Origin of the sequence: Mycolicibacter sinensis, assembly GCF_001667945.1 — a bacterium.
GTDB lineage: Bacteria > Actinomycetota > Actinomycetes > Mycobacteriales > Mycobacteriaceae > Mycobacterium > Mycobacterium sinense_B.
In genome coordinates, this window is the sequence record NZ_LZJK01000108.1 from 12,662 (window position 1) to 36,653 (window position 23,992).

The window sequence follows — 23,992 nt, forward strand, 5'->3', positions numbered from 1 at the left end:
GTCAATTCCCTTCGGTTGGTTGGTCGGTGACGTGCCGCCAGGTGCGGCGGTGAACAACCGCGCTCATGGTCGGCTGGGTCACGCCGTAGATGTCCGCCAAGTCTTTGATGCCCCAGCGCCCCGCCGCGTAGTCCGCGCGGATCGCCCGCACGTCGTCCTCGGTGAGCTTCGCGCGCCGGTCGGTCTTGTCCGCCGGTGTGGGTTCCGGCGGGCCGTCGTGGCCGCTGCGTGGCTGCGGGCGTGGTTCGGCGACGGCGGGCAGAGATGGGTTTGGCAACGGTGTAGGCGCGGCGTACGGGACGCCGAGCGGGGTCCGCCGAACCAACGCCCGCGAGCTGCGGTGCGGGCCGGTCACTCAGGCTCCAACTCGTCGGCGAGATGAAAGCTCAGGTTTTGCGGCTGGGGCGGCTCATCGGGGTTGTACCGCAGGACATGCACCAGCCCGCCCTCGCCGTCATCGAAGTGCTCCATGACCGTGCCGACCTGACCGGTGTACGGTTCGTGCGGCGCTAGCAGGCGAACCCGCGTGCCGACCGGGTAAACGATCATGCGGCGCTGCCTTTCGTGTTGGCGCGGCTGAGTATTCGGGCGACGGTGGGGCTGCTCCAGGTTCCGCCGCGCTTGGTCGGGTGGCCCTCGGCGGTAAGCACGCGCGCAATCTCGCGGGTCGATACGCCCTGCCCTGCGAGGGCCGTCATGCGCGCCAAGGCGACCTGCTCGGCGGGGTCCGGCACGAGCGCGCCAGCTGGGTTGCCGGGGTTGGGCTTCTCTACCCGCCACCCGTACGGCGGCGAACCGGCCGCATGGCCACCCAACGCGGCCTTGGCTTTCCGCCCGTCGCGCAGCCGCTTAGCGATCAGTCTGCGCTCCAATCCCGCGAACACGCCCGCCATCTCCCGCATGGCCGTGCGCATGGGGTCGTCGGGGTCGTCGCGGGTGACTTCCTGCGGCGGGAGGCTCGTGAACACCGCCGCGCCCTCCGTTAGCCAGACCTGCCCGATGACGGCCTCTTGCACGGTTACAGCGCGGGCGAGCCGGTCCAGGTCGCGCACGATCAGGCCATCGGCCCGCCCCGAGTCGATCAGCTCCAAGGCTTCCGCCAGGCCGGGGCGATCTTCCGCGCCGAGTGCGCCGCTCTTGCCCTCATCGGAGGTCCACGCGACGATCCGAGCACCAAGCGCCTTGGCGGCCTTGCGGATTGCGGTCCGCTGAACATCGAGGCCGAACCCATGAGCGGCTTGCTCGATAGTTGAAACCCTCAAGTAGGCAACCAGTTTCACCACTGCCCGCCGCCTGCGACGTAGGGGTTCTGGGTCAGGCCGGTGTCGGGGTCGGTAGCTGGTGCCCACTGCATGGCTGGCGGGTTGTACCGGCCATCGGGTTGCGGCCCGACCGGCTGGCATGGGTCGCTCCACTGGCCCGCGTTACCGGTCGGGTCGTACGCGCAATACGGAAACGGCACCGGGTCCGCCGCCGCAATGGCCGGCGCAATTGCGACCGGCGCGATTGCTGCTGCCGCTACCGCTACCGCTATCGCTGCTACAAGGTTCCTCATCGTCCTACCTCCACTCGCTCTACCAGGTACGCCGCTAGACCTAGAGTTTGCGCGGCGCTTACGGCGCTAACGGTACGCCAGCTAACCGACAACTAGCGCCTGGCCTGCGGTTATGCGCCAGCTAGCGCATCTTCCGTAGTCGGCCTAACCGGGCGGCTGCCCTGTTCGCGGCGGCGGCGTCGGCGGTCGCGTCCTCCAACGTCGCCAGCTCCCGCCCCGGTGGGCGGCTAGGTGGGCCGCTACGGGATGCGTCGGGGTCCGTGGGGTCGTCCGGCCGGACGTAGCGGTCTCGCTCGGCTCCGCCACGACCGGGCCGCGAATCCGGCTCGTCTACGAGTTCCGCGTCCACGACCTCCATCGGCTCCGACGCGACCAAGGCGGGCGGCTCCGGCGTGAGGCCCTGGCGGGCTTGGGACTCCGCGCGGGTGATCTGCGCGACCCCGACGATGTCGTTCATGACTTGCTCCCACGGCTGAACTGCCGACACCTCAACGGTCGTGGTCGCCTTGCCCATTGCGCGGTCCAAGGCATCGCGGATCGCCGCGAGCGCGACGTGATCCGGCACGTCGCCGTCGAGCGCCATCCCCAAGAGTTTCTGCACGAGGGCATCGCAGGATTGCTCTAAGCGCCTCTGCGCCTTGGCTTTAACTTGCGGGGCTGCCCCGCCGTGGTGATAGCACACGTTCCCGCCGAGCATGGGCGGGCGTTTACACGGCTCGCCGGTGCGCGAGCTTCTAGCAGTACACCGCATCCCGCCGCTCTTGAAGTCCGTGGTCGCCTCGCGGCTGTCCTTGGGCGCGGTCGATGGGTTACGGCTGTTATTGGTTTCTTTCATCGCGGACTGTCCTTTCTCAACGGGTTCCGGGTCGGGTGTAGTCCACGGGCCGTGGTGGCCGGCTCGGGTTCCGGCGGGGCCGTGTGAGGTGTCCGCGCCTGTTAAGTCGGTTGGGTTGCAACCAATACGGCGTCTCGACGGGCGTGTAGACGTTCATAGGATCGGCCGTATCGGTCCGTCGGTACTCGTACCCCGCCTAGGGGCTTCGCCCCTATAGGCGAGGGGTACTAAGTACCCCGAGTGGGGGTAACAATGGGGTACTAAAGGGGTAACAAGCGCCCTACCAGCGCTTTCACGGGGTAACAACGGGGGTAACGGCTTTCGGCGTCCGACCGGCGTTTCTCGCCTTGTTACCCCCGGGCGGGGGTAACAAAGAAATCGCTGGTAGACATACGTTTTCGGTGTTTCACTCATTCGCCGTCCTCGTCCTCTTCGCGGAGGTTGACCCGCACTCGGTGGCCGGCGTATGGGTCGTTCGGTCCTATGGAGTGCTTAAAGGCGCTACCCGCCTTCTCGACGGTGATCCAGCCCCGGCCTTGCGCGTAGTCGATCGCCGCCCGGCCCTTCGCGGAGTTCTTGCCCTGCGCCTTCCTACCCACGGCGCTCAGCAGTTCACCCTGATTCAGGGGTTTGCTCGACTTCTGGAGCGCATTCCAAAGTTTCAGCGCGAGCTGCTTTTCCTGGTTTTCTTCGCGGCTCCCGCCGTTCTCATCCACAAGTAGTTCCATCGTGGCGGGGTTGTAATCCAAGGTGATGCTGGGTTGGTCGATGCGGCGACCAAACGCCCGTAGGTACCGCTTGTTGTCGGGCGGTAGCTCGCCGTGTCCACCGCCGTGCCGGTACTCCACCAGCACATCGGGGTTGCCCATCATCGCTGACGTACCGCGTGCCCGTCCCTCCCCGCCGTGCCCAGAGTGGTGAACCAAAACCGCCACGCGAACTCCCGCGCGTTGCATGATCTCCTCTAACGCCGACCACCACGCGTTGAACTCGGTACTGCTGTTCTCATCGCCCCGGTAGAGCTTGCTCAGCGGGTCAATGATCCACACGGTGATCCCGCGCTCGCGCAGCCACCGCACCGTCCAATCGACGGCTAGCGGGTTACGGAAGTCGACGGACCGGTTGCCGCGAAGGCACTTCGGGTATATGCGTTTGTGTTCCCCCGGCGGGATACCGACGCGTTCGAGCCAGTCAACAAGGTCTTGGCGGTCTACCTCCAGGTTCCATATCCCAACGCACTCATGGCCTCCGAACTCAACGCTGAACTTGCGCAGGAACGGCTGACCGGTGACGAGCGCCTTAGGTAGGTTCACCGACGCCAACGTGGTCTTGCCGGTCTTGTATTGCGCGTTGATCAGCACGATTCCGCGCGACCGGATGAGCCCGCGGACAAGGTCGCACTCGACGGGCTCAGGGTGGTCGATCTGGTAGGCGAGGTCGCCCTCATCCTCCGGTTCAGCCCAGTCCTCTAGCGCCATCCGTTGCCGAGCTAACTGGTCGGCCCTCCGGCGCGTGTAGGCACGCTCAACCTCCCAGGCAAGCCCATCTTGCTCGCTGCTCTCCTCAACATCGGCTATTGCTAGTCGGTCGGCCCAAGCGTCACAGTCGAATTTTCCGGCCGACGCACACGTATCGTCCGGCACATACTCGCCGCTGACGTCCGTCTGGTATCGCGGCTGGATCTTTCCCAGCGCGCCCAACAGACTTCGGTTCATCTCGGCGCTCAGCGTCTCGGGCGCCCGTTTTTGTGTTGCATGCTCCCGCCACACCCGCCCGACCTCCGCCAGCGCCCACTGCACCCCGGAATGTCCTTCGGCGGCCAAGTTCAACAGCTGCCAATGCGCCGGGGTAAGCCGGTCGTGGCTACTCGGGCTGTCCGCAATCTTCAAGAGATGAGCGGCGACCGCGTTGCTCATGACCACGCACGGCTCAGCGTCGAACAGCGGTCGGCTCTCCATCCACTCCACCAACTGGCTCGGCGATAGGTCGCTGATCGGGTCGTCGCTCTCCAACATCCCGCCGTGGGTCAGGTGTACAAACCACGCCTCGGGGAGCACCGCCACATCACTGATGGCGGGTAGGTCGCGGTCGAACCGCTCCACCACATCGACGCCAGCCTCAGCGAGTTTCGACGGCGCTCCCCGGCGCCACTGATAGATGGCCGGCTGCCGATCGGCATCACGCGCATCCGGGTGGGTGCTCGGGTTTACGACCATGTAGCGGTGGCGCTTTTGCACTACTTCGATGCACTCCGCGACCTTCCCAGCGAACCGGTAACCCTTCGGCACGAGGTACACCGCGATACAGCTGCCCGTCTCGAATCGCGCTCCGCTGAGGGCTGTGGTCGGCAACTCGCCCAGCTGCGCCTCCAAGCCGCTCAGCTCCGCAGCGCCAACCTTAGGCTGGCCGTTCGCCTTCGCGTAGTTGTCGACATCGACGCCGATGAGTTCCCAGCCGTCCACGTTGTTTGCCGCATAGACCACCGGCAAATCGTCACGCTCGCCCAAGAATTCACTCGGTACCTCAGCGAGGCGCAGGCCGATATTCCCGTCGCCCTGATCCCTGCGCCAGCGCCGCACATCGTCATCGCTCGGGTAGGGCTTACCGCCGCCGGTGAAGTTGGTCGGGGGCGGTTCTTTCTGCCCAGGGGGCAGCGGAATCGTCCCCAGGAAGCCAGCAGCTCGGTACCGTTTCGCAGCGATGACGTACGGCCCCTTGGGCTTTCGTCGGGCTGTGTCCTCAGGTATCATCGGGTACACCTGTCTTGATCCTTCAGGTTCGCTTGTTCGGTAGTCCCCGGTGCGCCCGCCAAAGTGTGTGCCGGGGATTTCCATTTACTGGACTGCATGAGTTTTCTGCCCACGCCCCGCGTGAACGCCGGTAAACTTGCTCGGCTCAGGGCTTTTGCACGACTCGATCCACTCGTCACCGTCGCTCTTGGAGAACCAGTTCTTGCCTTGCAGCTGAGTCGGTTTGATTCTGCGGTGGATCACCGCCTGCTTGATTGCATGCCGGGTGACGCCGATCAGTCCGCGCTCGTAGCGCAGGTACTCGAATAGCTGCTGCTCGGTGAGCACCGGGTCATCATGTTTCACAAACAACTCCAGGGTCGCCGTCCTGACCTGGTTGAAGGCAGGACAAACCAACACCGGCACCAGGATTGGTGTTCGGCGCTCCTGTTTTGGTTGTTTAATGAACGGCGTATCTGCCCGCCAAGGTGACGCCGTTCGACCGGGCCTAGCTACCTCGGCTTAAACTCCGATGCCGCTCGGCCCGAACCCTGATAATACCCCGAACCGCCGCCGTGCCGCCGATCTTCTGATCGGCGAACGCGACAGCGACGGAACGGGTTTTAGGCACTTAGCTGCCGGTGCTTCATGCTGATCGTGACGTTCGTGCCGGAAACGTACTGGAGCACATGTCTCAATACATCCAGTACATAGCCGAGATCTGGTGACAGAGATTCGTATGTGATCTCCACATTAACGGTTCCCCCGTCCGCGGACAGCATGACCGACCAGAAGCCTGGTTCATCGCCATGGCTGCCATCGTGCTCATACCATCGGAGCACCACGGAACCGTCGCCCAACGCCAGCATCTCCGCCAGGTGGGCATGCTTGGGCAGCGCCAATATGGTCCTGTTGCCGCTCTTGTCGATGTGTTGCTGAATCCCAGTGATCTTCGGGGTGGTCATGAGGCCACCTTCATCAACTCGGACCTCAGCGTGGACAGCATCTCCTCAAGTAGGTCAATGAGGTCGCCTTCATGGTCGGCGGTGATGGCTTCCTGCTTTATCTTGTCGAGCCGCCACTTCATGCGTTCGCCCCATGCGACTTCGTTCGACGGCCTCGCCGCCTTGGTCAGTTCCTCGCGGATGATCCGCCGCCAGGAACCGCCCCGGCGTTCGCATGCCGCCGTCAGTTCCTCAGCGTTGGAGAACTTCTCGGCCAGCTGCATCCGCCGGGTGATCTCCGAGGATTCCAGGCCGAATAGCTCCTTGACCGAGTCCCGCACCCCGCGCGGAAGCTGCTTGCCCGAGCGCTGCGTCAGCAGCAGTCGCCCAAACTCCCAGCGGTCCATGATGCTGTCGGTCTCGCTCTTGGTGATTCGCTGCTGAATGTCGCCCAGCTCGAACAACACATCGTCGTCGTTCGTTGTTTTCATTCTTGCGTCCTCCGGTGCGTGCCGTCCGGGGAAGCAAAAAAGGGTACCCCGGAAAGCTTTTCACCACGCACGGTTGTGCGGGTGTTGCTTCCCGGAGCACCCCTTGGTATCAATCGCGTCTAGTCAAAATCCTTGGGAGGTTAGCGCTCCGCGTCGGTCAAGAGTTCGGTCGGCTGTAGCTTCTAGTAACGCTCTTGGCAGCTACAGCGGTCCACACCCGACCTCGCCCATGATGGACCCTGCGGATGCGACCCTTGCCTTTCGTAGTCCTACTCGGCTGGAGTTCCAGCTTTCGGAATGTTCATTCCGCCGTGCCTGCTTATTCGGCGACCACACCACCATAGCCTCCCATTGCGGCGTGTGCAATGTCGCACAGGTGTTCGACTACTTCCGAAAACTTGTGCACGCGTGCACAACTTCAGCGGTGCCTAACGTCGCCGCCGCAGCCGTCGCCGGATCGCGGCCCGCCACCGCATCCACCAGGGCGCTGTGCGAGCCCACGCGGGGTCGGTCTGATCCGCCAGGCGCTCGTGAACCTCCATGAGGGCTATCTGCAAGTTGGTGCTTGCCGTCGTGCCGGCCGAGTCCTCACAGTTCCGGCAACAGCGGAACAGCAGCACCAGGGTTCCCCGGTCCACCGGCAGTAGCCGCGTCGGCCCACCGCACGCCTTGGTGATGTTGACGTTGCACCGTAGGTCGCAGTCGCCAGCGCAGCCGTCGTCGGCGCAGTCGTGGTAGTCGAGTTGCTCCGCCAGGTGTTCCAGCATGCCCACCGTGTAGTCAACGGTTCCCCAGCGCCGGCCAGGCCGGTCGCGCCAGCGTTCCCGCACCACATCGACTTCGCTGGTGCCGACGCGCCAAATACGCACTACGCCTTGCTCGGCGGGTGCGTCGGGGTTGTAGTCGCCGCGTAGGCCGTCGCCGGTATCCCAGCGAAGCTCACCGCTGGCAGCTCGGCGGTGGTACTCGGCGGCTGCTGCGTCGGCTCGCTCGGCCAAGGCGGGTACCCGCGCCGGATCGAACAGCACGCCGCCCTCGCCGCCCCGGTCGCCCCACACCCTTTCGATGATCTGTTCGGCGCGGTCGGTCGCGCGCACTTGCGTGTTGGCGTCGGGGCGCATAGGCCGCAGGGCGGTGAGGTCGGGAAACTTCGCCGTCAGGTATTCGCGGCGCTTCGGGTCGATGGTGCTCATACGGTTGCCTCCGTGGTGAGTGACATGATCCAGTCGAACAAGGCCTGAGTCGAGAAAACCAAAGCGCCACCGATTTTGGTCGCGGGTATCTCGCCCTTGGCCGTCGCGGCGCGAACGTAGTTCAGCCGCACCGGAACCCCCAAGACGTCATTTAGCCAGGCGTACGCCCCGGCTCGGCCCCGGATCGTCGGAACAGTCGACAACACGACTCCGGGCGGTGGTCGGTGTTTGATGGGCGCTCGCGCCATGTGATCCTCCGTTGCAATCCGTTTCGTAACCGGCGGCGGTATAGTGCGCCGCTGCACCGCGTTTCGCGGTCACCGCCGAGCCTAGCCGCGAGCCTCCCCGGTTCGCCGAAGTTATGACGGCGTCCGCCACCGACCGCCGAGCATCATTCAGCGGCGCGGTAATCGCCTCTCGCGCAACGTGGTACTGGCGTAGCGTCGGCCCGAATACCGAGAGCTTCAGGAGGCCGCGATGGCTAAAGGCATTTCAACCCACGGCGATGTTCTGGTCAATCAGACAGCCGACGGCGTGGACCTCAATGACATCTGGGCCGAAGTGCAGCAGGTTCTTGAGCTGTGGAACGCTGAACGCACATCCATCGCAAACCTGTTGTGCTATCGCACGGTCAATGTCGCCGATGCGATCCCGCAGAGCATCAGCAGTGATTCGTTCGAGGAAGCCACCGAGGCGGGAGTGCCCCGCGCGATCCGCCCGCCGAGCGATGTCTTGAAACTTGGATACTCGTTCAAAGATTGGGATTTGAGCCTGCGGGCAACCTGGAAGTTCTTGCGGGAGGCGACCGCCGAGCAAGTACAGGCGCAGGTTACCCGCATTTTGGAGAGCGACAACAAGTTAACAAACGGGACTGTGCTCAACCGCCTGTTCAACCCGGCGACCGCGCTCAACGAGTGGGGCCACACTTGCTACGGCCTTTGGTCGAACGACGGCATGGTTCCGCCGCCGAACGCCGGCCAGACGTTTGACGGCACCCACTCGCACTATCTCACCAGCGGCTCAACAGTTCTCGACGCGGCCGACGTGGAGAACATGATCAAGCATGTGCAGGAACACGGCTACGGGGTGCCGGGCACATCAAATAGCGCAACACTTTTGCTGATGATGAACCCGTTGGATGTTGAGGATGCCGCGGTGACCGCGTGGCGAGCCGGAGTCGAGTACCGCACCGGCGCACCTTTACCGAAGCACGACTTCATCCCCAGTGCGCTGATGCCCGCGTGGATCTCCAACGAGACCGTCCACGGCGCAATCCCCAACGCCGAGCTTTACGGTCTCCAGGTGTGGGGTGCGTACGGAAACGCTCTGCTGATCCAGAGCAACTACGTGCCGAAGGGCTACGTGGCCCTGGTGGCGACGGGCGGGCCGGGTAGCGAAGCCAACGCAGTAGGGTTCCGCGAGCACATCAACCCGGCGTACCAAGGACTTCGGCACATCCCCGGCCACTGGGTTGGCTATCCGCTGCAAGATTCATTCTTCGCCCGTGGATTCGGTGTTGGCACTCGTCATCGCGGAGCCGCCGTGGTCTGTCAGATCACGGCCAATGCCAGTTACACCGCGCCGACGACGATTGCGACGTGATCGTGGCCGGTGTTCATGCCCCCGAGCCTTGGCGGGAACCGCCGCCCAGGAAAAAGCAGTTCTATGCCAGCTCACGCGACCCGCTCACCGGCCAAGCCGAAACCGGCGACACGGAGATGTCGTGGGGCGAGGGGTTGGTGGCGCCGCACGCGAACGGGCTACCACCGTCGAAGGGCGGCCAGTACATGCCGAAGTGCCCGCCGGTGGAACTGCACGGGCTATCCCTCACGCCCCGGCAGAAACGTCGGCCACCCAACGAGGCGCGCGGCTACCCCGGCGACCCGGTGGCGCGGTAGTGGCGCGGTAGTGGCGCGGCGACCATGCGCACCGGGGTTACCCACGGTCGGCGGGTTCACCCGGCTACGGCCACACGAGGCCGCGAATCAGCGGCCCCTAGACACAGCCGGGGCGGGTTAAACGTCTGCGCCCGCCCCGGTTGTACCCACAGACCGGGGTTGAGGGTTTAGCTCCTGCCGCAGCGGCGGGTTTGCTTAGATCGCGCTAGACCCGCCGTAGCGCGGGATGTACCAACTCGGAGCAACGGAGGTCAGCGTGAACATCGCCAGACTTTTCGCAGCGTCGGCAGTCGCCGCGACTACGACGCTTCTCTTTGCCGGAACTGCGTACGCGGACCCGTCTCAGAAGCCCAACCTCACGACGGGCGACTGCCCCGGCGGCAAAGGCGGCATCCTCGCCGTCGCCTGGTGCAACGGTGAGAAGTTCCCGGACGGCAGCTATTGGCACAACGTGGCAATGACCGGTGGCACCTTCGCCACCCCGCGTTTCGAGATGAACTGCGTCATTGACGACGCGTTCCCCAGCGGAACGCTCGCGCCGCCTGGCGGCTGCGGCGGCGCGGTCTAACCGCCGGTTTCACCCCGGCGTCACCCCGGCGGCCAGGGGGCTACTCGGGGCGTATTCGGGGCCTACTCGGGCCGTACTTGGGCCGTGTGCTGAACGGCTCAAAATAGCAGTTGCAGTTGGTATTTGAGTTAGCTGACAGGCCATCTACCAGGGGTTACCCGGCCCGCTCAAAAAGCCGCCCGCCCGTTCTTAAAATCCGCCCAGTGTCGGTTCGAGTCCGACTGGGGGCACACGGTGGTTGGGCCGGTGGCGCCCCGCTTAGCGGTCTGCCGGAACGCCGAACTGCCGATCCCGCGCAGCGAATGACCCAACAGCTGTGCTGGGAGGGCTAGTTAGCACTCACAGCCGATGCCATCGCCGTCGCGGTCGAGTTTGGACTGGTATTTGTCGGATGTTGCCGGAATGTCGCAGTCCCCGTTTGCCCTTGCTTCGGTGCAGTTGCGGTACGGGACGTCGGCGTGGGCCGTGGGCATGGCGGGGATCGTCAGGACCGGCAAGCCGGCCGCGAACGCCAGGGCGAACAACAGTGCACGGACCATTCAGGGCCTCCAGGGCATCACTGTGGACGAGAGCTGAGGCGAGATTAGTTCCCCGCTGGCCGAGCCGCCTCGGATTCCCGGGAACACGTCTGGCAGGCTTCCTGTCGCGCGAGACTTCCGCGGCCGCCCATACCCGGCCGCCGAGCGTTTTGCAAGGGCCTGTGACCAGAACCGCCGAATTCGTCCGGCGAGTCTTCTTAATTTCTTATTCGGTACTAATTGCGATGCAGATCACAAGTTAGCCCAGGCGCCTGAAGGGCCTGGCGATGCGACTGTCTATGTTTGCTGGCGGTCGTCGCGACCAGCGGTTTGGCCCACTGGTACCCAGGCGGCGCGGGATTAAGCTGCGACGTCTATCACAATAATTAGGACATTTTCCTTTCACCTGGAATTCACCGCTAGGATCGAACGAACACCCCGTCCTGGCACCCCGGTCGTACTGGCCGCGCCGCTGCGGCAGCTGCGCGGGCGTGGGCGCAAAGACGAGCGAAGTGTGATCGATGGGAGCGATGTGGACGACGTGGTGGCTTACGGATTGACCAGCCCGAGAGCTCGGATCGTCGACACCGTGGCGCTGGACCGCGGCCCGATCGGCGGCCTCGCGGTCACCGCGGACGGCACCCGGCTGCTGGCCACCAACTACGGCGACGACACCGTCTCGGTCATCGACACCGCCAGCTGCAGCATCGTGGCCACCGTGTTCCACGCTGACGAGCCGTTCTCGGTCGCCGTCGGCCCGGCCGGTACCGCTCGGGCGTACGTCACCGCCGGCTCGACGGCGCTGGACGCCGTGCTGGCGATCGACGTCGACGCCGCCGAGGTCACCGGGTGCTACCCGGTGGCGATGGATCTCGGTGAGCTGGTCGCCGACCCGATGGGCAGCCGCGTCTATGTCACCCGCACCGGTTCGGCCGGTATCGAGGTGCTCGCGCTGGACGTGACCATGCGCCCGGCCGGGGTCGTCAGCGTCTCCAACAGCCCCGCCGCGGTGGCGGCCTGTCTGCGGATCAGCCCCGACGGCCGCCGCCTCTACGTGGCGGTCCGCCAACCCGGGGGCGACACCGTCACCGTCCTGGACCGGGAACTGAACGTCGTCGACGTCATCAAGGTCGGCTCGACCGTCATCGACGTCGCCGTCAGCCCGGACGGTGCCCGGCTGTTCGTCGCGACCTGCGGTGCCGATGGTCGCGGAGCAGTCCATGCCGTCGACGCCCGCACCCACGCCGTCGGGGCCGGCTTCGTCGTCGACACCCAGCTGATCCAGCTGATCGTGAGCCGCGACGGCGAGCGCGCCTACCTGGTCACCGCGGCAGGCGTCCTGGTGATGTGCGCCCGCACCAACGAGGCCCTCGGCACCCTGACCGCGACCACGGCGCCGTCCTGCGCAGCCGAGAGCCCGGACGGCAGCCGCCTGTACATCGCCGGCTTCGACGGCACCGTGACCGTCGCCTCGCTGGCCGACCTGCCGGCGCCGTCGGCGTCGCTGCATGAGCAACTGGCGCTCGACGACGCCGTCAGCCGGATGCTCCAACTCGAACCCGCTCTGTAGCCAACGCCACGCGGCTCGCGTCGGCATGGTCGAATATGTCGATGCGCAGCACCATGCAGAACTGGCCGCTGACGATCGGTGCCATCCTGCACCACGCCACCGGCATTCACGGCGCCCGCACCGTGACCACCATGACCGACGACGGTTTTCGCACCACCACCTACCGGGAGTTGGGCGGGCAGGTGGCCCGGCTGGCCAACGCCCTGCGGCGGATCGGCATCACCGGCGACGAGCGGGTTGCCACGTTCATGTGGAACAACACCGAACACCTGGCCGCCTACCTGGCGGTGCCGGCGATGGGCGCGGTGCTGCACACCCTCAACATCCGGCTGTTCGCCGAGCAGATCGTCTTCGTCGCCAACGAGGCCGAGGACCGCGTCATCCTGATCGACACATCGCTGATACCGCTGCTGGCGCCGGTGCTGGCGCAACTCGACACCGTGCACACCGTAATCGCGGTCGGTGAGGGTGATATCGCGGCGCTGGAGGCCTCCGGTAAGACCGTGCTGCGCTACGCCGAGCTGCTGGCGGCCGAGTCGCAAGAGTTCGACTGGCCGGTCGTCGACGAGAACTCGGCGGCCGCCATGTGCTACACCAGCGGCACCACCGGCAACCCCAAGGGCGTGGTGTACAGCCACCGATCCAGCTACCTGCACACCATGGCCGGCTGCACCACGAACGGCATCGGAGTCGGCTCAAGCGACTGCGTCCTGCCGATCGTGCCGATGTTTCACGCCAACGCGTGGGGGCTGCCGTATTCGGCGCTGATGGCCGGTGCGGATCTGGCGATGCCAGACCGGCATCTGGACGCCGCGTCGCTGGTCGCCCTCATCGAGACCCAGCGACCCACGGTCGCCGGAGCGGTGCCGACGATCTGGAACGACGTCATGCACTACCTGGATCGCCAACCGGGCCACGACATCTCGTCGCTGCGGCTGGTGGCGTGCGGCGGTTCGGCGGTCCCGGTGTCGCTGATGCGCGCCTTCGAAGAGCGCTACGGGGTGCAGGTGCGGCAACTGTGGGGCATGACCGAGACCTCGCCGCTGGCCACCATGGCCTGGCCACCACCCGGTACCCCGCCCGAGGAGCACTGGTCGCTGCGCGGCACCCAAGGGCAGCCGGTGTGCGGTGTGCAGGCCCGCATCGTCGACGACGACGGCGCGGTGCTGCCCAACGACGGCGAAGCGGTCGGCGAGCTGGAGGTGCGCGGCCCGTGGATCACCGGCGCCTACTACCGCGGCCAGGACGAGTCGAAGTTCTCCTCCGGCTGGCTGCGCACCGGCGACGTGGGCCGCATCGACGCCCAAGGCTTCATCACCTTGACCGATCGGGCCAAGGATGTGATCAAGTCCGGCGGGGAGTGGATCTCCTCGGTGGAGCTGGAGAACGACCTGATCGCCCATCCCGACGTGGTCGAAGCCGCCGTCGTCGGGGTGCCCGACGAGCGCTGGCAGGAACGTCCGCTGGCCGTCGTCGTGGCGCGCAACGGCGCCTCGGTCAGCCCTGGCGAGCTGCGAACGTTCCTGTCCGACAAGGTCGCCCGCTGGTGGCTGCCGGAACGGTGGACATTCGTCGAGGAGATTCCGCGCACCAGCGTCGGCAAGTACGACAAGAAGACCATCCGGGCCCGATACTCCGACGGCCAATACCAAGTGAGCGAGGTGCGTGACTGATGAGTCTGCGGGTGATCCAGTGGGCGACCGGCTCGGTCGGCGTGGCCGCGATCAAAGGAGTGCTCGAACACCCCGACCTCGAGCTGGTCGGCTGCTGGGTGCACTCGAAAGCCAAGAGCGGCAAGGACGTCGGCGAGATCATCGGCGCCGAGCCGCTGGGCGTGACGGCCACCGACAGCGTCGACGAGATCTTGGCGCTCGACGCCGACGCGGTGATCTACGCGCCCCTGCTGCCCAACCCCGATGAGGTCGCCGCGCTGCTGCGCTCCGGCAAGAACGTCGTCACCCCGGTCGGCTGGTTCTACCCGTCCGAGAAGGAGGTGGGACCGTTGGAGGCGGCAGCGCGCGAAGGTGGCGTGACCCTGCACGGCGCCGGCATCGGGCCGGGCGCGGCCTTCGAGTTGTTCCCGCTGCTGCTGTCGGTGATGTCCACCGGCGTGACATTCATTCGCGGCGAAGAGTATTCGGATCTGCGCACTTACGACGCGCCGGATGTGCTGCGCCATGTGATGGGCTTCGGCGGCACCCCGGATCAGGCGTTGAGCGGCCCGATGCAGAAGCTGCTTGACGGCGGGTTTCGCCAATCGGTACGCCTGTGCGTCGACCGGCTGGGCTTCGCCGCCGACGAGCAGATCCGCTCTCGGCAGGAGGTCGCGGTGGCCACCGCCCCGATCGACTCGCCGATCGGTTCCATCGAACCCGGTCAGGTGGCCGGGCGCCGGTTCCACTGGGAGGCCACCGTCGGCGACGAGGTGGTCGCGCGGGTCACGGTCAACTGGCAGATGGGCCAGGAGAACCTCGACCCGCCCTGGACGTTCGGTCCCGCAGGGGAGCGCTACGAGATGGAGGTGCGGGGAAACCCCGACACGTTCGTCACCGTCAAGGGCTGGCAGCCCGAGACCGTCGAGGCCGGCCTGATCAGCAACCCCGGTGTCGTGGCGACCGCGGCGCACTGCGTCAACGCGATTCCGGCGACCTGTGCGGCCCCGGCCGGGTTCGCCGGGTTCTTCGACCTGCCGCTGATCACCGGTCGGGCCGCCCCGCGCCTGGCGCGCTGAACGTTAACCTGAAAACCGTGGCCTACGCAGTCGAGCAATCCCGGGTGATAGCAGTTCCGGTCGAGGACGCCTTCGCCGGCACGATGCCGCTGCCGTTGCCGCAGCTGTTCCGGCACTGGTACGGGCCGATTCCCCCGATCAAAGAGGTGCTGGGCCAGACCGGCGCATGGGAGGCGGCCGGCCAGACCAGGATCGTGCGGCTGACCGGCGGCGGCAGCATGCGCGAGGAGCTGACCAGCATCGAGCCGCCGCAGTCGTTCGGCTACCGGCTCACTGAGATCACCGGCCCGTTGGCGCCGTTGGTGCGATTCGTCGAGGGCCGGTGGCAATTCAGCCCGACGGCAACGGGCACCACGGTCACCTGGCGGTGGATCATCCACCCGCGGTCCGCGCTGGCGGCCCCCGCGATGCCGGTGCTCGGGCGGCTGTGGAAGGGCTACGCCCAGCGGGCCCTGGCGCAGTTGGCCACACTGCTGGAGGGCTGAGGCACCCGTGTGCCGACTGTTCGGACTGCATGCCGGGACCGATGCCGTCACCGCCACGTTCTGGTTGCTCAACGCTCCGGACAACCTCGCCGCCCAGAGCCGGCGCAACCCGGACGGCACCGGCCTGGGCGTGTTCGGCCGCGACGGCCGCCCGCGGCTGCGCAAGGAGCCGGTCGCGGCGTGGCAGGACACCGAATTCGCCACCGAGGCACACGAAATGGCCGGCACCACGTTCGTCGCGCACGTGCGCTACGCCACCACCGGCGCTCGCGACATGGCCAACACCCACCCGTTTCTGCAGGACGGCCGGATCTTCGCCCACAACGGAGTGTTACGCGGTCTCGACGCCGTCGAACAGCGCCTCGGTGAGCTGGGCACCGCTGAACTCGTTGCGGGACAGACTGATTCCGAGCGCGTCTTCGCGCTGATCACCGGGTCGATCCGGGCGTGCGACGGCGATGTCGGCGCTGGCCTGCGCGACGCGATCGGTTGGCTAGCGGCCCACGTGCCGATCTATGCGCTCAACATCTTGCTGAGCACCGCCACCGACATGTGGGCGCTGCGCTATCCCGACACCCACCAACTGCACCTGCTGGACCGCCGTGACGGCGCCGAACCGTTCGGGGTGGATCTGTACACCCAGCGGATCCGGGCACAGTCCGAACAGCTGCGCGGCCGCCGTGCGGTGGTGTTCGCCAGTGAACCGATGGACACCGACCCGCGCTGGCGGCTGCTGGCCCCGGGCGAACTGATCCACGTCGACGCCGAGCTGCAGCTCACCACCGAGCTGGCCTTCCCCGATCCCCCCGCCCGGCAACTGCGCCGCGACGAACTGACCACCGCGGCGCAGGAGGCTCAACACCCTTGGAAAGAACGGCTGTGACAGGTAAACGTGCCCTGGTATTGGCCGGCGGGGGAGTGGCGGGCATCGCCTGGGAGACCGGTGTGCTGTGCGGCATCGCCGACGAGTCGCCGGCCACCGCGGCGGCGCTGCTGGACTCCGACGTACTGGTCGGGACTTCGGCCGGTTCCGCGGTGAGCGGACAGATCAGCAGCGGAACCAGCCTCGATGAGCTCTACGCCCGCCAGGTCGCCGAAACCTCGCCGGAGCTCGACCCCGGGGTAGGGGTGGAGGGGATCGCCGAGCTGTTCCTGGCCGCGATGACCGAACCGAACACCTCTGCCGCGCAGAAGATGCAGCGCATCGGTGCGGTCGCGCTGGCTGCCGAGACCGTCCCCGCCCCGGTGCGCCGGCAGGTGATCGAACGCCGGCTGCCCTCCCACCACTGGCCGGAGCGCTGCCTGCGGATCACCGCCATCGACATCGACACCGGTGAGCTGATGGTGTTCGACCGGGACTCGGGCGTCGGGCTCGTCGACGCGGTGGCGGCCAGCTGCGCGGTCCCGGGCGTGTGGCCGCCGGTGGTGATCGGCGGGCGGCGCTACATGGACGGTGGGATGCGCAGCTCGATCAACCTCGACGTCGCCGACGATTGCGCCGTGGCCGTCGTGCTGGTGCCCTCCGGGGAATCGGCGCCGTCGCCGTTCAGCGCCGGCGCGGCCGCCGAGATCGCGGCGTTCGGCGGGCGGGTGTACGCGGTGTTCGCCGACTCCGCCGCGCTGCGCGCCTTCGGCAGCAACCCGCTGGACCCGGCGTGCCGGGTGCCGTCGGCGCGCGCAGGACGCGAGCAGGGTCGCCGGCATGCCGCCGCGATCGCCGAATTCCTCACCGGCTAAATGCTGTCCAGGGCGCGGCGCGTGAGTTCGCGGCCGACGTCGATCAACTCTGCGGCGCGATGGAAGTCCAGGCTGCGGCAGGCGGCGCGAGGCACTTCGATGAGCAGATCCGGCGGGTGGGACGCCAGCTGATGGCGGGTCAGCGCCGCCTGGGCGATGTCGATCGTGCGGTTCATCACCTCGAAGCTGCCCAGCTTGGGCGCCTCGGCCGCGGCCTCAGTGGGATCGGCGTCAGCGTGCTCGGATTCACCGCTGCTGAACCGGTCCAGAATCGCCCGTGCGGTGGGCCGATCCAGCAGCGAACGCGCCCCGCTGGTATCCAGCAGGGCTGAGGTGCTGCGCAGCATGCGGTTGAGCCGCCCGGCCGGCGCGCCGCGCTCGGAATCCTCGGCAGCCGGCCCGGCGGCCGTCGGATCGCCACCGTTGAGGCTCACCGCCACGGTCAGGTCGGCGTTGACCGCACACAGCGGCGCCATCGGGAGCGGGTCGAGGATGCCGCCGTCGGCGAGCAGCCGCCCGTCGACCACATGCGGTGCGATCACCCCGGGGATCGCGATCGAGGCGCGGATGGCGGTGTCGACCGGACCGCGCTGCAGCCACACCGACCGGCCCGCGATCAGGTCGGTGGCGACGGCGGTGTAGGGGATCGGTAGCCGCTCGATGTCGATGTCGCCCAAGATGTCCCGGACGACATCGAGGATCTTCCCGGCCCGCAGCACACCGGCCGCGGTGAACGACGGGTCCAACAGCCGCAACACCGCCCCCTGGGTCAGCGACTTGGCCCATTCGGCGAAGTCGTCGAGCCGCCCGGCCGCCTGCAGACCGCCGACCAGCGCGCCCATCGACGACCCTGAGATCCCGACGATGTCGTACCCGCGTTCGCGCAACTCGTAGATCACCCCGATGTGGGCGTAGCCGCGTGCACTGCCGCTGCCCAGGACCACCGACACCCGCGGTGCAGTTGTAGAGGTCATGCCCACCATTTTGCGGGCAGCGCCGGCCCGGCTTTTTTCCTCACCGTGATTGCAACCGCACTTCCGGCGCAAATGCCCAGCTCACGGCGGGTGACACTGCGGCGCGTGGGACGGACGCCGCCCGGCCGCCCGTCGTGGGCGGATGCGCCTGGCGCCGCCGACCGCCTAGCATGGCCGTCGTGATGGAGTACGTCGGATTCCCGGGTTGTTGTTGCCGCAGCTGATCGCTGCCGCCGACCCCTGACATCCACCCCATCCGTTCTGGAGTTTTCCACCATGGTTATCGCTGATCCTGTTGCGTTGCGGCGTTCGGGCTCCCGGCCCCGCTCGCTGCGCCTGCCCGACCTCCTGCAGACCACCGACCTGGCCGCCGACGCGGTGCTGGCCGGCCGCTACGAGCACCTGCTGCCCGCCGCCGGGCTGCCTGAAGACAGTCGCTGGTTCACCCGGATCCACGGTGACGAGCGGCTCGACATCTGGCTGATCAGCTGGGTGCCCGGACACCCCACCGAACTGCACGACCACGGCGACTCGCTCGGCGCCTTGACGGTGCTGTCCGGCTCCCTGGACGAATACCACTGGGACGGCGCCGGATTGGCGCGGCGCCGTCTCGAAGCCGGCGACCAGGCCGCATTTTCGCGGGGCTGGGTGCATGACGTCGTCTGGGCGCCGTCACGTCCCGGACCGACGCTGAGCGTGCACGCCTACTCCCCGCCGCTGGTCGAGATGTCCTACTACGACGTCGCGAGCGACAACACGTTGCGCCGGCAACGCACCGAACTCACCGAACACCCGGAGGCATCATGACCGCGACGCAGGTGACCAGTCGTATCGACGGGATGCTCGCCGCGGCACGGGCAAGGCTGCACCGGTTGACCGCCGAGGAGCTACCCGCAGCGCTGCGCGACGGCGCGATCCTGGTCGACATCCGTCCGGCGGCCCAGCGCGCCCGGGAAGGACACGTCCCCGCCGCCCTGGTGATCGAGCGCAATGTGCTGGAGTGGCGCTGCGACCCGACCAGCGACGCCCGGCTGCCGCAGGCCCTCGACGACGACGTGCAGTGGGTGATCCTGTGCTCGGAGGGCTACACCTCGAGTCTGGCCGCCGCCGCGCTGGTGGACCTGGGCCTGCATCGCGCCACCGATGTCATCGGCGGCTATCACGCCCTGGCCGCCGCCGGGGTGCTGGTGGAGCCGAAAGGGTCCCGGGGGCTCAACCGGCTAGGCATTGGAGTGCAGCAGCGGTCGGAGCCGCTCGGTTTTGTCCGGGGTCCACGCCGCTGGATGTAATATCGCCGCCCAGGCGTCGGCTACCTCGGCGACATAGCAGTGTCCGTGGCCGTCGGGCACGTCGACTGCTACCGCCATGTCGGCGGAGACCTGCAGGAACGTCACGATCGGCTTCCAATGCACTTGCGGCAGTACGTCATAGCCGCGCGGCTCGGACAGCCAGTCCGGCTTGTGGAACAGCAGATCCGGGTTCCACCAGGCGATCGGGTCAGATGCGTGCTGTAGGTACACCACGCGCGGGGTATCCCAGGGATCGTCTGGGCGCGTCAGGTCGGTCCGGCGGGCAACGAACCGCGCGTTGCGGCCGTGGTCGTAGATCGGCAGCCATTGCGGCGAACCGGGATCGCGGTTGACGGTCAGGTCTTTCCAGATGGTGTTCTGAAACGTCGGCCCGGAGAACAGCGCGCCGTCGGTGCGTGCCAGCACGTTGTTGAGGTTCATAAACGGTGCCTCGCCGCCGAAGGACCCGAGGCTCTCACCGAACACCACCAGCTTGGGGCGCCGGGACTCCGGCATGGCCCGTACCCGCTTGTCGACCGCCTCGAACAAGGCCTGTCCGGCCTGGCGGGCGTTCTCCTTGTCGACCAGGAAGGACAGCCAGCTCGGCAGGAACGAATACTGCATGCTCACGATCGCGGTGTCACCGTTGAACATGTACTCCAGGGCAGAGGCTTCGGCCTCATTGATCCAGCCGGTGCCGGTCGTGGTCGCCACCGCCACCACCGCACGGGTCAGCCCGCCGGTGCGGGCCAGTTCCGCGGCGGCCAGTTCGGCGGTCGCCTGGATCCCGTCAGCGGAGTTCAGGCCGGCGTAGGCGCGGATCGGCTCGACCGCCGGGGTGGCGTTGAAGGCGGTGAGCTGCGCGACGGTCGGTCCGCCGGCCACGAAGATGCGGCCCTGATGGCCCAGCGACTCCCAGGAGACCAGCGACTCAGGGCCGCCCGAACGCAGCCCGGTCGACGGCGCCGCCCGATCGGGGTCCAGCTCGTTGTTGACTCCGGCGAAGGAGTTGTTCAGCGTGCGCATGGTGAACTTCACCACCACACCGTTGAGCAGCGCGATGGTCAGCCCGGCCAGCAGCGCCACCACCACGACCAGCGAAACCCGTGGCGGCGCAATGCGGTTGAGTTGACGCACCGATGTGCGGACCACGATGCGCACCAACTGTCCGAGTTCGACCAGCACGAACAGGGTCAGCACCGCCAGCCCGGCCGCCATCGGGAAGCAGTACCAACTCAGCTGCGGTACGCCCATCAGCGAACGGACATCCCGCTGCCAGTCGTGGACGCGGACGATCATCACCACATGGATGACGACGGCGACCGGGATCAGCACCGCCCAGGCCCAGCCCGGCGCCGGCGGGCTGGTTTCCGCCGACCGCATGTAGCGCACCAGCCACACGATGAACACGCCGATTCCATACCCGGCGGCCCCGGACGCGCCGCTGACCAGCCCCTGGAACAGCGGTCCGCGGGGCAGCAGCGACGGCGTCATCGACAGCCAGATGAACACCAGTCCGGTCGCGGTACCGGTGAAGGTGTAATGCCGTATCCACCAAGGCCGTTCGGGCGACCCGGCCATCGCTTAGCGGTGGGTGAAGTTCGGTGCGCGCTTCTCGGTGAACGCCGCCATGCCCTCGGTCTGGTCCTCGGTAGCGAACGCCGAATGGAACAGCCGGCGCTCATAGAGCAGCCCCTCGGCCAGGGTGGATTCGAACGCCCGGTTGACGGCCTCCTTGGCCATCCGGGCCGCCGACAAGCTCATTCCCGCGATGGTGGCGGCGACCTTGTGAGCTTCGGCGAGCAGGTCGTCGGCCGGCACCACGCGGGACACCAGCCCGCTGCGTTCGGCCTCGGCTGCGTCGATGGTGCGGCCGGTCAGGATCAGGTCCATCGCCTTGGCCTTGCCGATGGCGCGGGTCAGCCGCTGGGAGCCGCCCATGCCGGGCAGCACGCCGAGTTTGATCTCCGGCTGGCCGAATTTGGCGGTGTCGGCGGCGATCAGCAGATCGCACATCATCGCCAGTTCGCAACCGCCGCCCAGGGCGTGCCCGGCGACCGCCGCGATGGTCGGGGTGCGCACCGCGGCCAGCTTGGACCAGGCGGCGAAGAAGTCGGCGGCGAACACCTCGGCGAAACTCAAGTTCGCCATCTCCTTGATGTCCGCCCCGGCGGCGAACGCTTTGGCGCTCCCGGTGATGATGATCGCGCCGATTCCCGGATCGGCGTCGAATTCAGCTGCGGCGGTGGTGACTTCGTTCATCACTTGGCTGTTGAGCGCGTTGAGGGCCTGCGGCCGGTTCAAGGTGATGGTTCCGACGCGCCCGTCGCGGTCGACGAGAATCGTTTCGTATGTGTTCTGCGCCATGGGAAAGACTCCTTAAAAGGCTAGATCGGGTTCGGCGGGGGCGAAGTAGGTCTCGATGTCGGCGGCGCTCACCTCGGCCAGGGTTGCCGGCGACCACTGCGGGTTGCGGTCCTTGTCGACCAACTGGGCACGGATGCCCTCCACCAGGTCGTGGGAGCGCAGTGAGGCGGTCGACACCCGGAATTCCTGAACCAGAACGTCTTCCAGAGTGGCCAGACTGCCTGCCCGGCGCACCGACTCCAGCGTCACCGCACACGCGATCGGCGAGCGGGTGCCGATCAGCTCTGCGGCGGCGGTGGCGCCGGGGCTGCCGTGGCCGGCCAGCGCCGCGGTGATTTCGGCGACGGTGTCGTGGGCATAACACTCGTCGATCCACTCGCGTTGCGCGGCAAGCGGGCTCGGTGGCGGTTCGACCGCGTGGCGCTGCAGTGCCTCGGCGACCCCGTCGGCGACGATCGTCGCGGTGAAGTCGCCCAACGCGTCGTGCGGTACGAAGTGGTCGGCGAAGCCCAGCGCGATGGCATCCGCGCCGGAGAACGGTGCGCCCGTCAGCGCCGCATGCAGGCCCAGGTGACCGGGTGCACGCGACAACAGATAGGTGCCGCCCACATCGGGGATGAAGCCGATACCCACTTCGGGCATCGCCATCTTCGTGGTGTCGGTGACCACACGCGTGTTGGCGTGCGCGCCCACCCCGACGCCGCCGCCCATCACGATGCCGTCCATCAAGGACACGTACGGCTTGCCGAACGCACCGATCTGGGCATTGAGCAGGTACTCGTCGTGCCAGAAGCGCCGCGCGTCGGCGCCGTCGGCTTTGGCGCTGTGATAGATCGCGACCACGTCTCCGCCTGCGCATAGCCCGCGCTCCCCGGCCCCCGACAGCACCACGGCACGCACTGACGGATCATCAGCCCAGGTGGATAGCGCCGTCGTCATCGCGGTCACCATCGGCAGGGTCAGGGAGTTGATCGCCTGCGGACGGTTCAGGGTCAGCAGCCCGACCCCGCTATCGACGCGGGCCAGTACCTCGTCAGATTCACCTGTCACGCCTTCGCAATGTAGATCCCTACCCGCGGTCGTCCATCCGCGGGTAAGGTTTGGCGGAAGAACGGCCGGACGCCGGGAACTCCGGCGGGCCGCGGATCGTTGATCAGTTGTTCGCACATCTTCGTGTCAGAGCACAAGACAGCATTAGAGAGGATCGGGAAGGTGCGGGAGACCAGCAACCCGGTATTTCGTTCGTTGCCCAAACAGGGCGGTTACGCGCAGTTCGGAACCGGCTTCGGTCAGGCCACCGCCGGCGCAGCCCAGCAGATGACCCCGGGTTATCCCGGCCTGCAGGGCCCGCAGACCGACTATCGGCGGGAGGTCAGTCGCCCGCTCACCATCGACGACGTCGTCACCAAGACCGGTATCACGCTGGGGGTGCTCAGCGTCGCCGCGATCGTGTCCTTCTTCCTGGTGTCGGCCAACCAGGCGCTTGCCGGCCCGCTGACCTTCATCGGCGCGTTCGGCGGGCTGGCGCTGGTCATGGTCGGCATGTTCGCCCGCAAGCAGGACAGCAAGGCGCTGGTGCTCAGCTACGCGGTGCTCGAGGGGCTGTTCCTGGGCGCCATCTCGTTCGTGCTGACCGCGGTCACGGTGGGGACCAGCAATGCCGGCTCGATGATCGGTCAGGCCGTGATGGGCACCTTCGGGGTGTTCGGCGGCATGCTGGTGGTCTACAAGACCGGCGCCATCCGCGTTACCCCGAAGTTCACCCGGATGCTGGTGGGCGCGATGTTCGGGGTGCTGGCCCTGATGATCGGCAACCTGGTGCTGTCGCTGTTCGGCGTCAGTGGTGGTGAGGGTCTGGGCCTGCGCAGCGGCGGGACCCTGTCGATCGTGTTCTCGCTGGTGTGCATCGGCATCGCCGCGTTCAGCTTCCTGATCGACTTCGACGCGGCGGATCAGCTGATCCGGGCCGGGGCGCCGGAGAAGGCGGCCTGGGGTATCGCACTCGGTCTGACCGTGACGCTGGTCTGGCTGTACCTGGAGATCCTGCGCCTGCTCAGCTACTTCCAGAACGAGTGACCTTCGTCTTTCCCCGTTGACTCTGCGCTGAG

Annotated in this window: 25 protein-coding genes and 1 pseudogene; 12 read left to right on the forward strand and 14 right to left on the reverse strand. The window is 67.0% G+C overall.

The features are described from left to right. Position 1: 1 nt before the first annotated feature. From A5694_RS14390 to A5694_RS14430, 9 genes are all read right to left on the reverse strand, one after another. Entirely contained in the window at positions 2-355 is a 354-nt protein-coding gene (locus tag A5694_RS14390; protein WP_064922506.1) for a hypothetical protein, read from the reverse strand. Continuing rightward, positions 352-549 (reverse strand): hypothetical protein, encoded by a 198-nt coding sequence (locus A5694_RS14395; protein ID WP_064922507.1) that lies wholly within the window; start codon positions 547-549, stop codon positions 352-354. The genes A5694_RS14390 and A5694_RS14395 overlap by 4 nt, the downstream gene beginning before the upstream one ends. Next, on the reverse strand, positions 546-1,283 hold the full coding sequence (locus A5694_RS14400; protein WP_234787929.1) for a recombinase family protein: 738 nt from the start codon (positions 1,281-1,283) through the stop codon (positions 546-548). The genes A5694_RS14395 and A5694_RS14400 overlap by 4 nt, the downstream gene beginning before the upstream one ends. Positions 1,284-1,676: 393 nt before the next feature. Next, positions 1,677-2,390 carry a hypothetical protein gene (locus tag A5694_RS14405; RefSeq protein ID WP_131809596.1) on the reverse strand — a complete coding sequence of 238 codons (714 nt, stop codon included), beginning with the start codon at positions 2,388-2,390 and terminating at the stop codon, positions 1,677-1,679. A gap of 410 nt (positions 2,391-2,800) precedes the next feature. After that, positions 2,801-5,140, reverse strand: a complete 2,340-nt coding sequence (locus tag A5694_RS14410; protein ID WP_234787931.1) for an AAA family ATPase — start codon at positions 5,138-5,140, stop codon at positions 2,801-2,803. Positions 5,141-5,224: 84 nt separating this feature from the next. Further along, positions 5,225-5,545: a hypothetical protein gene (locus A5694_RS24305; protein ID WP_064922510.1), complete on the reverse strand. Its 321-nt coding sequence runs from the start codon at positions 5,543-5,545 to the stop codon at positions 5,225-5,227. A gap of 197 nt (positions 5,546-5,742) precedes the next feature. Beyond that, complete coding sequence (locus tag A5694_RS14420; protein WP_064922511.1) at positions 5,743-6,084, reverse strand: hypothetical protein; 342 nt, start codon at positions 6,082-6,084, stop codon at positions 5,743-5,745. Then, on the reverse strand, positions 6,081-6,554 hold the full coding sequence (locus A5694_RS14425; RefSeq protein WP_064922512.1) for a hypothetical protein: 474 nt from the start codon (positions 6,552-6,554) through the stop codon (positions 6,081-6,083). The genes A5694_RS14420 and A5694_RS14425 overlap by 4 nt, the downstream gene beginning before the upstream one ends. 428 nt (positions 6,555-6,982) lie before the next feature. Continuing rightward, positions 6,983-7,747: a hypothetical protein gene (locus A5694_RS14430; protein ID WP_064922513.1), complete on the reverse strand. Its 765-nt coding sequence runs from the start codon at positions 7,745-7,747 to the stop codon at positions 6,983-6,985. Positions 7,748-8,224: 477 nt separating this feature from the next. Here A5694_RS14430 and A5694_RS14440 point away from each other — a divergent pair, with 477 nt between their 5' ends. The 3 genes from A5694_RS14440 to A5694_RS14450 all read left to right on the forward strand — a co-directional run bounded on the left by A5694_RS14440 (position 8,225) and on the right by A5694_RS14450 (position 10,213). Beyond that, positions 8,225-9,349 (forward strand): hypothetical protein, encoded by a 1,125-nt coding sequence (locus A5694_RS14440; RefSeq protein WP_064922515.1) that lies wholly within the window; start codon positions 8,225-8,227, stop codon positions 9,347-9,349. Further along, positions 9,346-9,645 carry a hypothetical protein gene (locus tag A5694_RS14445; RefSeq protein WP_082952679.1) on the forward strand — a complete coding sequence of 100 codons (300 nt, stop codon included), beginning with the start codon at positions 9,346-9,348 and terminating at the stop codon, positions 9,643-9,645. Before A5694_RS14440 ends, A5694_RS14445 begins: the two co-directional genes overlap by 4 nt. 256 nt (positions 9,646-9,901) lie before the next feature. Next, entirely contained in the window at positions 9,902-10,213 is a 312-nt protein-coding gene (locus tag A5694_RS14450; RefSeq protein WP_131809597.1) for a hypothetical protein, read from the forward strand. 332 nt (positions 10,214-10,545) lie between these two features. Here A5694_RS14450 and A5694_RS14455 read toward each other — a convergent pair whose 3' ends face one another. After that, positions 10,546-10,752 (reverse strand): excalibur calcium-binding domain-containing protein, encoded by a 207-nt coding sequence (locus A5694_RS14455; RefSeq protein ID WP_064922516.1) that lies wholly within the window; start codon positions 10,750-10,752, stop codon positions 10,546-10,548. Positions 10,753-11,245: 493 nt separating this feature from the next. Between A5694_RS14455 and A5694_RS14460 the strand changes: the two genes are divergently transcribed. Genes A5694_RS14460 through A5694_RS14485 form a run of 6 tightly spaced genes read left to right on the forward strand, consistent with a single transcriptional unit; the run spans position 11,246 to position 17,254 of the window. Continuing rightward, on the forward strand, positions 11,246-12,301 hold the full coding sequence (locus A5694_RS14460; RefSeq protein ID WP_234786521.1) for a YncE family protein: 1,056 nt from the start codon (positions 11,246-11,248) through the stop codon (positions 12,299-12,301). 41 nt (positions 12,302-12,342) lie between these two features. Further along, a complete protein-coding gene (locus A5694_RS14465) occupies positions 12,343-13,974 on the forward strand; it encodes a long-chain fatty acid--CoA ligase (RefSeq protein WP_064922536.1) in 1,632 nt (543 codons plus the stop codon). After that, positions 13,974-15,032: an NAD(P)H-dependent amine dehydrogenase family protein gene (locus A5694_RS14470; RefSeq protein ID WP_064922518.1), complete on the forward strand. Its 1,059-nt coding sequence runs from the start codon at positions 13,974-13,976 to the stop codon at positions 15,030-15,032. Before A5694_RS14465 ends, A5694_RS14470 begins: the two co-directional genes overlap by 1 nt. A 17-nt stretch (positions 15,033-15,049) precedes the next feature. Beyond that, positions 15,050-15,517, forward strand: coding sequence for an SRPBCC family protein (locus A5694_RS14475; RefSeq protein ID WP_064922519.1), 468 nt, complete (start codon positions 15,050-15,052; stop codon positions 15,515-15,517). A gap of 7 nt (positions 15,518-15,524) precedes the next feature. Then, positions 15,525-16,400: a class II glutamine amidotransferase gene (locus A5694_RS14480; protein WP_064922520.1), complete on the forward strand. Its 876-nt coding sequence runs from the start codon at positions 15,525-15,527 to the stop codon at positions 16,398-16,400. Further along, entirely contained in the window at positions 16,397-17,254 is an 858-nt protein-coding gene (locus A5694_RS14485; RefSeq protein WP_064922521.1) for a patatin-like phospholipase family protein, read from the forward strand. Before A5694_RS14480 ends, A5694_RS14485 begins: the two co-directional genes overlap by 4 nt. Here the strand turns inward: A5694_RS14485 and A5694_RS14490 are convergent. After that, positions 17,251-18,228: a patatin-like phospholipase family protein gene (locus A5694_RS14490; protein ID WP_082952681.1), complete on the reverse strand. Its 978-nt coding sequence runs from the start codon at positions 18,226-18,228 to the stop codon at positions 17,251-17,253. The genes A5694_RS14485 and A5694_RS14490 overlap by 4 nt on opposite strands. Before the next feature lie 276 nt (positions 18,229-18,504). Between A5694_RS14490 and A5694_RS14495 the strand changes: the two genes are divergently transcribed. Both A5694_RS14495 and A5694_RS14500 read left to right on the forward strand, forming a co-directional pair. Continuing rightward, a complete protein-coding gene (locus A5694_RS14495) occupies positions 18,505-19,035 on the forward strand; it encodes a cysteine dioxygenase (protein ID WP_064922523.1) in 531 nt (176 codons plus the stop codon). After that, a pseudogene (locus A5694_RS14500) lies at positions 19,032-19,439 on the forward strand (rhodanese-like domain-containing protein); the annotation flags it as partial. The gene A5694_RS14495 and the pseudogene A5694_RS14500, both read left to right, overlap by 4 nt. Positions 19,440-19,448: 9 nt before the next feature. Here A5694_RS14500 and A5694_RS14505 read toward each other — a convergent pair. Genes A5694_RS14505 through A5694_RS14515 form a run of 3 tightly spaced genes read right to left on the reverse strand, consistent with a single transcriptional unit; the run spans position 19,449 to position 22,934 of the window. Beyond that, positions 19,449-21,098: an alpha/beta hydrolase gene (locus A5694_RS14505; RefSeq protein ID WP_064922525.1), complete on the reverse strand. Its 1,650-nt coding sequence runs from the start codon at positions 21,096-21,098 to the stop codon at positions 19,449-19,451. 3 nt (positions 21,099-21,101) lie between these two features. Next, on the reverse strand, positions 21,102-21,884 hold the full coding sequence (locus A5694_RS14510; protein WP_064922526.1) for an enoyl-CoA hydratase: 783 nt from the start codon (positions 21,882-21,884) through the stop codon (positions 21,102-21,104). Positions 21,885-21,896: 12 nt separating this feature from the next. Further along, positions 21,897-22,934 (reverse strand): enoyl-CoA hydratase/isomerase family protein, encoded by a 1,038-nt coding sequence (locus A5694_RS14515; RefSeq protein WP_064922527.1) that lies wholly within the window; start codon positions 22,932-22,934, stop codon positions 21,897-21,899. A 162-nt stretch (positions 22,935-23,096) separates the two neighbouring features. On the opposite strand from A5694_RS14515, the gene A5694_RS14520 reads away from it, so the two are divergent. Next, entirely contained in the window at positions 23,097-23,960 is an 864-nt protein-coding gene (locus A5694_RS14520) for a Bax inhibitor-1/YccA family protein (RefSeq protein WP_064922528.1), read from the forward strand. The last annotated feature ends 32 nt before the right edge of the window (positions 23,961-23,992 follow it).